This is a genomic window from Vibrio jasicida CAIM 1864 = LMG 25398 (assembly GCF_000400365.1).
GTDB classification, from domain to species: Bacteria; Pseudomonadota; Gammaproteobacteria; order Enterobacterales; family Vibrionaceae; genus Vibrio; species Vibrio jasicida.
Genome location: NZ_BAOG01000042.1, coordinates 25,443 through 36,431, shown reverse-complemented (window position 1 = coordinate 36,431; position 10,989 = coordinate 25,443). Strand labels below are relative to the sequence as shown.

The 10,989-nt window shown below is 44.7% G+C and carries 11 protein-coding genes; 2 read left to right on the top strand and 9 right to left on the bottom strand.

The genetic code is table 11. From position 1 onward, the window contains the following. Positions 1-86: 86 nt before the first annotated feature. From VJL_RS12800 to VJL_RS12765, 8 genes are all read right to left on the bottom strand, one after another. Entirely contained in the window at positions 87-425 is a 339-nt protein-coding gene (locus VJL_RS12800; RefSeq protein WP_038878407.1) for a hypothetical protein, read from the bottom strand. Positions 426-539: 114 nt separating this feature from the next. Next, on the bottom strand, positions 540-956 hold the full coding sequence (locus VJL_RS12795) for a hypothetical protein (protein WP_038878405.1): 417 nt from the start codon (positions 954-956) through the stop codon (positions 540-542). Between the two features lie 164 nt (positions 957-1,120). Next, entirely contained in the window at positions 1,121-2,068 is a 948-nt protein-coding gene (gene secF / locus VJL_RS12790; protein ID WP_038869569.1) for a protein translocase subunit SecF, read from the bottom strand. A 14-nt stretch (positions 2,069-2,082) separates the two neighbouring features. Then, complete coding sequence (gene secD, locus VJL_RS12785) at positions 2,083-3,939, bottom strand: protein translocase subunit SecD (RefSeq protein WP_080774369.1); 1,857 nt, start codon at positions 3,937-3,939, stop codon at positions 2,083-2,085. Positions 3,940-3,960: 21 nt separating this feature from the next. Next, positions 3,961-4,290 carry a preprotein translocase subunit YajC gene (yajC, locus tag VJL_RS12780; RefSeq protein WP_010446143.1) on the bottom strand — a complete coding sequence of 110 codons (330 nt, stop codon included), beginning with the start codon at positions 4,288-4,290 and terminating at the stop codon, positions 3,961-3,963. A gap of 165 nt (positions 4,291-4,455) precedes the next feature. Next, complete coding sequence (tgt, locus tag VJL_RS12775; protein WP_038878404.1) at positions 4,456-5,589, bottom strand: tRNA guanosine(34) transglycosylase Tgt; 1,134 nt, start codon at positions 5,587-5,589, stop codon at positions 4,456-4,458. A 205-nt stretch (positions 5,590-5,794) separates the two neighbouring features. Then, the gene (gene queA, locus VJL_RS12770) at positions 5,795-6,847 is read right to left on the bottom strand and encodes a tRNA preQ1(34) S-adenosylmethionine ribosyltransferase-isomerase QueA (RefSeq protein WP_038869562.1); all 1,053 of its coding nucleotides are present in this window, start codon (positions 6,845-6,847) and stop codon (positions 5,795-5,797) included. Positions 6,848-7,080: 233 nt separating this feature from the next. Beyond that, positions 7,081-8,247, bottom strand: coding sequence for a trypsin-like serine protease (locus VJL_RS12765; protein ID WP_038878401.1), 1,167 nt, complete (start codon positions 8,245-8,247; stop codon positions 7,081-7,083). A gap of 261 nt (positions 8,248-8,508) precedes the next feature. Here VJL_RS12765 and VJL_RS12760 point away from each other — a divergent pair, with 261 nt between their 5' ends. Continuing rightward, positions 8,509-8,730, top strand: a complete 222-nt coding sequence (locus tag VJL_RS12760) for a hypothetical protein (RefSeq protein WP_038869560.1) — start codon at positions 8,509-8,511, stop codon at positions 8,728-8,730. Positions 8,731-8,964: 234 nt separating this feature from the next. Continuing rightward, positions 8,965-9,411, top strand: coding sequence for a CBS domain-containing protein (locus tag VJL_RS12755; protein WP_095760575.1), 447 nt, complete (start codon positions 8,965-8,967; stop codon positions 9,409-9,411). A 108-nt stretch (positions 9,412-9,519) separates the two neighbouring features. Here the strand turns inward: VJL_RS12755 and aceA are convergent, their stop codons facing one another. Continuing rightward, a complete protein-coding gene (aceA, locus tag VJL_RS12750) occupies positions 9,520-10,833 on the bottom strand; it encodes an isocitrate lyase (RefSeq protein WP_038878398.1) in 1,314 nt (437 codons plus the stop codon). Between the last annotated feature and the right edge of the window lie 156 nt (positions 10,834-10,989).

Sequence of the window (10,989 nt, the reverse complement as noted above, 5' to 3'; positions counted from 1 at the left end):
CCCAACGTGGACTCCGAATACATTAGCGCAAACCAACTCCGTTATTACTTAATTGTAGTTGCAATAACGGGGCGGACCATACATTTTTATATGGAACAATCTGCCTGTTTATAGAAACGGTCGTAGTCAGGTAAGTGGTCTATTTTTACGTGCTGAACCTTCCATACTTGTTCCTTCATGAGAAACTGCAACGAAACCGTGACTGGCTGGTATACATCGCCAAAGCCGTTTACGGAAAGACACCCAACTCCTCCATCCTCACTATATGCTTCAAAGTAAGACAGCTCCGTAACCAAACTTGATGGGATGGATGACAAAAATGGAAATTGATGACCAAATTTTATTGGGTGAGATTTAATACTATTTAGCTCTTCAATCGATAGGTTTGGCCCTGCCATAGCTTCTACCACCTCGATATACTGCATCTTGTATAAATTATTGCGTATATCAAGGTAAGTATCGTGGAGTGGACTTGCTATGCACGGCGCTGAAACACTGAGTAAAACCGGAATAGGTAGAATTCTATTTATCATAACCAACTAAACCCCAGCTTCACGGAGCGCTTGATCAATTTTACTCGGCTTAAATCTGTACTTACAAAGCCCCCACTCGCACTGCTCTAAAAGCTCTCGGACATTTACCTGCCCAGCAACACCAAAGGAAACAACACCAAAAAAAGAAACACTTCCACTGTATGTCAAAACACCATCACGAGTAGTTTTAAAAGTAACAGAAACTGCTTTTAATTTTATGCCCAGCTCTTCAACCATTTCTTTTGAAACTTCAAACTTAGTAAACCCAAGCTCACCAGATAAAGTTACCTTACCTGACTCATCAACTGCTAACTTGAATCTTTTCCCTCCAGTAACTAGCTTGCTGGTAACACCTTTATTGTGTTTGTAAGAAATCTCTACAAACTTCAGTAACTGTACTTTTATTTCAGCTTGCCTTGACATTATTTCCTCCCGAAATTGTTGAACATACTTCCGATGTTCAACTCAATCAAAAAACTACAATTCAAGCTGGAAGTACCTCAAATAAAAATGAAACTATCAAATCTATCAGGCATAAAAAAACCGCTGACTGCTCAGCGGTTTTTGTTTTCGGTTCTCAATCTGCCTTATGGCATCTCGTCGAACTCTGCACCTTCTTTTTCTACTTGAGGTGGCATCAAGTGCTCTTTCTGGATACCCAGTTTTAGCGCTAGTGCTGATGCTACATAGATAGAAGAGTAAGTACCTACAGTGATACCTAGTAGAAGTGCGGTTGCGAAGCCGTGAATCATCGCACCACCTTGCATGAACAGTGCAATAACTACGAACAATGTCGTACCAGACGTAATCAATGTACGGCTCAATGTTTGAGTGATTGATGCATCCATGATGTCCGAAGGTTCGCCCTTACGCATCTTACGGAAGTTTTCACGAATCCGGTCGAATACAACGATGGTATCGTTGAGCGAGTAACCAACAACCGTAAGTAGCGCCGCTACGATGGTTAGGTCCACTTCAATTTGCATCAGTGAGAAGACACCCAGCGTGATAATGATATCGTGTGCCAGTGCCATTACCGCACCAGCCGCTAGACGCCATTCGAATCGCATTGATACGTAGATCAGGATACAGATCAGCGATACAAGAATCGCTAGACCACCCGCTTCCGTTAGCTCATCACCAACATTTGGACCTACAAACTCGATACGACGCATTTCTACGCTTTCACCCGTACCTTCTTTGATAGCACCAATGATTTGGTTACCTAGTGTTTCACCAGACATATCGTCACGAGGACGAAGACGAACCATTACATCACGAGCACTACCAAAGTTTTGTACTGTCGCATCGCCGAAGCCTTTTGAATCTAGTGCTGAACGAATCTCTTCAAGGTTTGCAGGTTGTTCAAAGCCCACCTCGATAAGCGTACCACCAGTAAAATCTAGGCCCCAGTTCAACCATTTGGTTGATAGCGTGAAGATAGAAGCTGCGATCATAACAATAGAGAATACGAACGCGACTTTCGACCAACGCATAAAGCCGATCGTGTTTTCTGCTTTTAGAATTTGAAACATATTAATTCCCAGCCTTAGATCGACAATTTATCAACGCGTTTGCCACCGTAAATCAGGTTCACGATACAACGTGTACCCACAATAGCGGTGAACATTGAAGTTAAGATACCGATAGATAGTGTTACCGCGAAACCTTTCACCGCGCCTGTACCTACTGCAAATAGAATGATTGCAGTGATAAGCGTTGTGATATTCGCATCGGCAATAGTACTGAATGCGTTTGCGTAACCTTGGTGAATCGCTTGTTGTGGACTACGCCCATCTCGAAGTTCTTCACGGATACGCTCAAATATCAGTACGTTGGCATCGACTGCCATGCCGACCGTCAATACGATACCGGCAATACCCGGCAGCGTCATTGTCGCCCCCGGAATCATCGACATAACACCAATGATCAAAACCAGGTTCGCCATCAATGCAATATTGGCAATCAGACCGAAACCACGGTAGTAAAGCAGCGTAAATAGCATTACGGCTACCATACCCCAGATACACGCTTGAATACCCATATCGATGTTTTGCTGACCCATTGATGGACCGATGGTTCGTTCTTCAACGATTGAGATAGGCGCAATTAGAGCACCAGCACGAAGTAGAAGTGCTAGGTTGTGAGCTTCAGCAGCAGAGTCGATACCGGTAATACGGAAGTTACGGCCAAGCGCAGACTGAATCGTTGCTTGGTTGATCACTTCTTCATGTTTATCCAGAATCACACGACCTTCTGGCGTACGACGACCACTATCTTTGTACTCTGCAAACACGGTTGCCATTAGCTTACCGATGTTCTTTTTAGAGAACGCAGACATCTTGTTACCACCTTCGCTGTCTAGCGAGATGTTAACCTGAGGACGACCGTATTCATCAACACTTGAACTTGCATCTGTGATGCTTTGGCCACCGAGAATTACGCGTTTCTTCAGAACAACAGGACGGCCATCGCGATCTTGCTTAATCTCGCTACCAGCTGGTGCTCGACCGTTTGCCGCAGCAGAAAGGTCAGCTTTGTCGTCGACTTCGCGGAATTCTAGTGTTGCCGTAGCACCTAGGATTTCTTTTGCTCGAGCGGTGTCTTGAACACCAGGCAATTCAACTACGATGCGGCTAGCACCTTGACGTTGAACCAATGGCTCAGCAACACCAAGTTCATTTACACGGTTACGAAGAATCGTGATGTTTTGTTCTACTGCGTAGTTACGTATTTCTTGTAAACGTTGCTCGGTAAAGGTGGCAATCAACGCGTAACGACCATCAGAATCAGAATCGACAAAATTCATGTCTGGGTGATTCTTTTCTAACGTAGCTTTCGCTTCAGCTAGTTGCTCTTCATTACGTAGCAATACTTCCACGCCTTCTTTACCAGAAGGACGGATTGCGCGGTAGCGAATCTTAGCTTCACGAAGTTCACTACGGAAAGCTTCTTCTTGTTGACCAACCAGCTTTTCCATCGCCGCGTCCATATCCACTTCCATCAAGAAGTGAACACCACCTCGTAGGTCAAGACCTAGCTTAAGTGGTGACGCACCAATTGCTTCTAGCCAATCTGGCGTAGCTGGAGCAAGGTTGAGTGCAACAATTTTATCTTTGCCAAGCGCTTCACTGATGATATCGCGGGCACTGATTTGAGTGTCAGTGTCATTGAAACGAACAAGGATTGATCCATTCTCGAGAGCAATGGATTTATGAGAGAGATGCTCTTTATCAAGAGCTTTGGTGACAGCATCCAGCGTTGACATATCTACAGAGGCACCACGTGCCCCTGTAACTTGAATAGCCGGATCTTCACCGTAGATATTTGGAAGTGCGTACAACGCAGCGGTGATGATGGCAAAAAATACCATCAAGTACTTCCATAATGGGTAACGGTTTAGCACAGCGAGGATCCTTTAGCTGTTTTATAGAGACTTCAGCGTACCTTTTGGTAGCACTGCAGTTACGAAGTCTTTCTTGATTACAACTTCATTGTTTGCGTTAAGCTCAATTGAAATGTAGTCATTATCTTCAGCGATTTTCGTGATTTTACCCACTAGACCACCGCTTGTTAGCACTTCATCGCCTTTGCCCATGGAAGACATCAGGTTTTTGTGCTCTTTTACACGCTTAGATTGTGGACGGTAGATCATGAAGTAGAAGATCACCGCGAACATGCCTAGCATGATTAGCATTTCAAAACCGCCGCCAGCTGGAGCGCCTTCTGCTGCTGCATGAGCTTGAGAAATAAACATTAAAACATCCTCATTATATTTTATTGATAATCCAACAAGTTGGGCTTTCGTAATTTAGATTCAAGTCTAAGAGTGAGTAATAGAGATCACCTTCTCAAAAATAACGTACGTTAGCCTACTTTATTAGCAAAAGCCTCTGGCGACATGCCAAAGGCTCTAATTCTTTTATGCTTTGCTTAGTGGTGGCACTTCGCGGTCACGACGAGCGTAAAACTCTTGAACAAACTCATCGAAACGGTCTTCATCAATCGCCGTGCGAATGCTTTCCATCAAACGCTGGTAGTAGCGCAAGTTATGGATAGTATTCAAACGCGCGCCTAGAATTTCATTACAACGCTCTAGGTGGTGAAGGTACGACTTGCTGTAGTTTTGACAAGTGTAACAGTCACAGTGCGGATCTAGCGGAGTTGTATCCGTTTTATGTTTCGCATTACGGATCTTGATCACACCACCAGTCACAAATAGGTGACCGTTTCGTGCATTACGCGTTGGCATTACACAGTCAAACATGTCGATACCGCGACGAACACCTTCAACCAAATCTTCCGGCTTACCTACGCCCATTAGGTAACGAGGCTTATCTTCTGGAAGCTGTGGACACGTGTGCTCAAGGATACGGTGCATGTCTTCTTTCGGTTCGCCTACTGCAAGACCACCAACTGCGTAACCATCAAAACCGATTTCAGTTAGACCTTTAACCGATACGTCACGTAGGTCTTCGTAAACACCACCTTGAACAATACCAAATAGGTTGTTCGGGTTTTCTAGCTTATCGAAGTGGTCACGTGAGCGTTGTGCCCAACGTAGTGACATTTCCATCGATTTTTTCGCTTCGTTGTGTGTCGCTGGGTATGGCGTACACTCGTCGAAGATCATGACGATGTCAGAACCTAGGTCTTTTTGGATTTCCATCGACTTTTCAGCGTCCATGAAAATCTTGTCGCCGTTTACAGGGCTGCGGAAGTAAACGCCTTTTTCGGTGATCTTACGCATTTTACCAAGGCTGAATACTTGGAAACCACCTGAGTCAGTAAGAATAGGACCGTGCCAGTTCATGAAATCGTGCAGGTCACCGTGCATTTTCATCACTTCTTGACCAGGACGTAACCATAGGTGGAAAGTGTTGCCTAGCAGGATTTCTGCACCCGTGCCTTTTACTTCTTCCGGAGTCATGCCTTTAACCGTACCGTAAGTACCGACTGGCATGAATGCTGGAGTTTGAACAGTGCCACGTTCGAAGGTCAATTGACCACGACGCGCATTGCCGTTTTTCTTTTTAAGATCGAATGATAATTTCACGATGCCTCCGAGTGTCAGAGAAACAGTCTGACTATGTATCTTGGGGGTGTTCCCCACTTTAAGGAGCGGTCGCCTTCCTTGCGAGAGACAAAGCAGAAGTTCTACTCTGTTTCCTAGCGTACTGCTAGCACCCGTAAATCATTAGCTTTCTCCCCTCCTAACCTCCCCCCTTTTAAAAGGGAAGGGCTAGGGAGGGGTTAAAACGTTATGCCGTTTTCTTCTTAATAAACATTGAATCACCGTACGAGAAGAAACGGTATTGGTTATCCACAGCGTGCTTGTAAGCATTCATGGTGTTCTCGTAACCTGCGAATGCACTGACCAACATAATCAATGTTGACTCAGGCAAGTGGAAATTGGTGATCAAACAATCCACCAGCTGGTACTCGTAACCAGGGTAGATAAAGATTTCAGTATCACCAAAGAATGGGACCAATTCCGTGCCTTTCTTCAGTGCGTCTTGCGCTGCACTTTCAAGCGAACGAACTGACGTAGTACCTACGGCAACGATTCGGCCACCGCGTGCTTTAGCTGCATTAATCGCATCAACAACATCTTGCGGTACTTCAACGTATTCAGCGTGCATGTGATGATCGTTAATGTCGTCCACTTTCACTGGTTGGAACGTACCGGCACCAACATGAAGTGTTACGTAAGCAAACTCAGCGCCTTTCGCCTTGATCTTCTCAAGCAGAACATCATCAAAATGAAGGCCTGCCGTTGGTGCTGCAACCGCACCTGGCTTTTGGTTGTAAACCGTTTGGTAACGCTCTTTATCTGCGTCTTCATCTGGGCGGTCGATGTAAGGAGGAAGTGGCATGTGACCAATTTCTTCCAGAATGTCTAAAACCGTCTTATCAGACTCAAACTTCAATTCAAAAAGAGCATCATGGCGAGCAACCATTTGCGCTGAATATTCATCGTTCTCGCCAACAATAATAGTCGAACCTGGCTTTGGTGATTTTGAACAACGAACGTGAGCCAGAATGCTCTTTTCGTCCAACATACGCTCTACCAACACTTCTAGTTTGCCGCCAGACTCTTTTCGACCAAACATACGCGCAGGGATAACGCGAGTATTATTGAAAACCACTAGATCACCAGCTTGAACTTGGTCCAACACATCAGTAAATGTGCCATCAATAAGTTCGCCAGTATTGCCATCCATTTGCAGCAGTCGGCTAGCGGTACGCTCTGGTTGAGGGTAGCGGGCGATAAGTTCATCTGGAAGGTCGAAATGGAAATCTGATACTTGCATGTTACTTGTCTTATATATTGGTCAAATCACGTCGAAAACGACGATAAAATTGCGACGAGTTTTTCGCAGCAGACTAGTATATGTTTACATGCTGCAATAGCAAGCAAATCCCCTTAGATTGACTGTAAAACCTTTCATTAAGAGTGTAATAAAACGTGAAAGTCTCAGGATTAGCAGCAACAAAAAAGCAGCGGAGTTCGCTGCTTATCTTTTCTATCTATTGCGGCCTGATTTTATACTTTACGTCGGCGCAACCATGTAAATGAGGCTAAAACACTCAGCCACCAAATTCCTAAGCTACCACCATCGTCTTCAGAGCCTCTAAAATCACAGTTGTTGGTCGCAATACCATCGTGACACTCTTCTTCTCCCCCATTGTCATCATTGGCCTCTTTAATAAAGTTGGGTTCAATGATGTAACTGTTTGGGGGGGCGTCAGCGGTAATGTAAGACTGTACCCAATCATGATATTGGCTCACTTTGGTGTAGAAACTTGGGATAGTAAGTGAACCACATGTCGGAAGAATAAGAGGAGCACCGCTTACAATACCGATCTGCTTCCCCGTTGCGACATCGATGAGTGGACCACCACTGTCACCTTTACATGCAGAATTGCCATATTGGGTATTACTCTCTGAGTCCAGCACTTCATTCCGAGTTGGCAAAGTACATATTTTGGTTAAATTCTCACGTGAATCAATGATGCCCGGAAAGCTGCTGCCAATTTCTAAGCGCTCATAACATTTGTCGATGGGTAAAAAGGTGCTAATGGTGGTTTTAAGTGTATCTGAGGATTCAGACGCATCAGGTTGAGTAGTTCCCCAACCAAATACTTGCACGTTTTCCACACGCTGATTGGTTAGATAATTGTCGTTCCAATCTGCAGCCAGACGCGCTTCAATATTCTCCATCTCAGTTTTGTTTGCTAAGTCCGCAAATCTTGCATTCGCGACCGGACGAGTGAGATACAACAATGCAATATCAGAATCTAAACCCGTTTGGATGGGTTTGACGTTGCCGCTACTGTCGATATCCGCTTTAGATATACGCGTGTAATCCGGATGCACTACCACATGTGAAACTGGATAGAAGTTATCAAGCCCTGCAGTATTTAGATCATACACATTGGCATTCACGGACAGTTCACCCGGAGTGGTCACATAATAGCTCGCTTCGTTGGTTCCCTGCCCCATCACCACACAGTGTGCCGCAGTTAATACCCATTGTTCCGTCAGCATGGTACCGCCACACAGCGGAAACTCTGCCATGTTACTTGCGCGTAAAGTCACACGATCAACCGGGTCGGTTTGCTCATCTCCTAACACAATCGCTTGAGCGGATTGCACACTGAATGCCGCCACTGCCAAAGCAATGAGCTTGTTGCATTTCGTTCGTTTCATTTAGGTTGTAATCTTCAATCTGGTAAGCCTGAGCATATCTTCTTCCACATGCTTATCTTGGAAAATCAAGCAAGTAAAAATGTGCGATTCAACTCATTAGATTACATTCTGACCACATACCTTATCAGTGAAAAATGCAAACTGACTCGCATTGAGTTTTTCAACGGTAAAACAGCAATAATTAACAAACCAATCAGTAGTAATTTCTTTGAACTATAGTGAAGGTGAGCATTTGCTCTTTGAACATTGATTGAGGTAAGTATGAAGATGTTAACTATGGCGTTAAGTGCCGCCGTACTCGTGTTTTCTTCCGGTACACTCGCAAACTCTAACCACCAGAAGATCACCGCAATGCAACAAGCATGTGACTTAAAGCAGGTCCCCCGTTTATGTGCGGTCAACCTTCCTAATAAAAGCTATATAGGCCGATGTGTGGACGCGAAAGCTTATGGTCTTATCTGTGTGCATTTTAAGCAACGTTAAGAGTAACCAAAGCTAAGGTTTAAACTCCTTAGCTTTGGTTATTTATGATAGCGCTTACATCCTAACATCGCCCCAAATGAGTAGCTGGAATTATGGAAAACTCCAGTACATTCTCACTTCTGATTGATCTCCATCTAATCGTTTTATTTTATTAGTGAAAAACGAGGCAGCTCCCAGATATACGGAAAAATATTCTCTATATTTAAAGGAAGGACAATGCCGCTGGAGGTCTCTATGATCAAGGTTGAAGACATGATGACTCGCAACCCTCATACCTTGCTGCGTGAGCACACATTACGTGACGCAAAAAGCATGATGGAAGCGCTTGATATTCGACATATTCCGGTTGTTGATGCCAATAAACACTTACAAGGCTTGGTGACTCAACGCGATATTCTTGCTGCACAAGAATCCTGTTTACACCCAGATGAGGCTGAACAATCTTTTACCCTCGACACCCCGCTTTATGAAATGATGCACACCAACATCATGACAGCAGAACCAAGAGCTGGATTAAAGCAAAGTGCTATCTATATGCAAAAACACAAAGTAGGCTGTTTGCCTGTGGTAACTAAAGGTCACTTAGTCGGAATTATCACCGACACAGACTTTGTTTCCATCGCAATCAACCTACTAGAGCTTCAGGAAGAAGTTGAACCTGAAGAGCTAGAAACAGAATAGTTTGAGCAGAGCTTATTGCACTCACAACAAATAAAAAGCAAAAAAAGAGCGGCTAATTCGCCGCTCAAGATGCCATTACTAACGTAGTAATTATAGACTCTATGCTTGTTAGAATTGGTCTTCTTCGGTAGACCCTGTCAGTGCTGTCACTGAAGATTGCCCGCCTTGGATAGTATTGGTCATTCTGTCAAAGTATCCCGTGCCAACCTCTTGTTGGTGCGCTACGAACGTATAGCCTTTTTCTGCCGCTTCAAACTCAGGACGCTGAACTTTCTCAACGTAATGACGCATGCCTTCGCCTTGTGCGTAAGCGTGTGCCAGTTCGAACATGTTGAACCACATGTTGTGAATACCTGCTAGCGTGATGAACTGGTACTTGTAGCCCATATTCGCCAGTTCTTGTTGGAACTTAGCAATGGTTTCTGCATCTAGGTTTTTCTCCCAGTTGAATGAAGGTGAACAGTTGTATGCCAATAGTTGGTCTGGGTACTCGGCATGAATCGCTTCTGCAAACTTACGAGCTTCTTCTAAACATGGCGTTGCCGTCTCACACCAGATTAGATCCGCATATGGCGCGTAAGCTAGGCCACGAGAAATAGCTTGGTCGATACCTGCACGAACACGGTAGAAACCTTCTGGAGTGCGCTCTCCTTGAATAAAGTCTTTATCGTATGGGTCGCAATCAGACGTTAGCAAGTCGGCTGCGTTTGCATCGGTACGCGCAATAACCAGTGTTGTTGTGCCAGCAACATCCGCGGCTAGGCGAGCTGCGACCAGTTTTTGCACCGCTTCTTGAGTTGGAACCAATACTTTACCGCCCATGTGACCACATTTTTTCACTGATGCTAATTGGTCTTCAAAGTGAACACCTGCCGCACCTGCGTCGATCATCGATTTCATTAGCTCGTAAGCGTTAAGTACACCACCAAAGCCTGCTTCTGCATCCGCGACGATTGGTAGGAAGTAATCAATGCCGCCTTCATCTTCTGGCGATTTACCTGCTGTCCATTGAATTTGGTCTGCACGACGGAACGAATTATTGATGCGTTTAACGACCGAAGGAACAGAATCTACTGGATACAGAGATTGGTCTGGGTACATCGTAGACGCAGTATTATTATCTGCCGCTACCTGCCAGCCAGATAGGTAAATCGCTTCGATACCTGCTTTAGCTTGCTGTACGGCTTGACCACCCGTTAGTGCACCAAGGCAGTTAACATAGCCTTTCTTTGAGCTACCGTTGACCAGTGACCAAAGTTTGTCAGCACCACGTTGTGCAATCGTGTTCGCAGGTACCATAGAACCACGCAGTGTTACTACTTCTTCCGCAGTGTAGGTGCGTTTTACGTTTTTCCAGCGTGGGTTGGTTGCCCAATCTTTTTCCAGAGCTTCAATTTGTTGGCGGCGAGTTAAGTTAGTCATTGGTCTATCCCTCTTATAATGTGCACTTGTGCATGTGCGTTGAGTTTTCCGTTCTCAGGCAGTACATCCTTATCTGCCTCGAATCTTTCACGTAGTCGTTAAACAAACACGTATTAGTTAAATAAACATGTATTAGTTAGATAAATTGAGTGTTTA

Bases quoted from the DNA above. Each gene is read 5' to 3' on its own strand.
- queA (WP_038869562.1), bottom strand. From the start codon at position 6,847: ATGCAAGTATCAGATTTCCATTTCGACCTTCCAGATGAACTTATCGCC.
- secF (WP_038869569.1), bottom strand. From the start codon at position 2,068: ATGTTTCAAATTCTAAAAGCAGAAAACACGATCGGCTTTATGCGTTGG.
- VJL_RS12760 (WP_038869560.1), top strand. From the start codon at position 8,509: ATGAAGATGTTAACTATGGCGTTAAGTGCCGCCGTACTCGTGTTTTCT.
- VJL_RS12765 (WP_038878401.1), bottom strand. From the start codon at position 8,247: ATGAAACGAACGAAATGCAACAAGCTCATTGCTTTGGCAGTGGCGGCA.
- yajC (WP_010446143.1), bottom strand. From the start codon at position 4,290: ATGTTTATTTCTCAAGCTCATGCAGCAGCAGAAGGCGCTCCAGCTGGC.
- VJL_RS12795 (WP_038878405.1), bottom strand. From the start codon at position 956: ATGTCAAGGCAAGCTGAAATAAAAGTACAGTTACTGAAGTTTGTAGAG.
- VJL_RS12800 (WP_038878407.1), bottom strand. From the start codon at position 425: ATGCAGTATATCGAGGTGGTAGAAGCTATGGCAGGGCCAAACCTATCG.
- aceA (WP_038878398.1), bottom strand. From the start codon at position 10,833: ATGACTAACTTAACTCGCCGCCAACAAATTGAAGCTCTGGAAAAAGAT.
- VJL_RS12755 (WP_095760575.1), top strand. From the start codon at position 8,965: ATGATCAAGGTTGAAGACATGATGACTCGCAACCCTCATACCTTGCTG.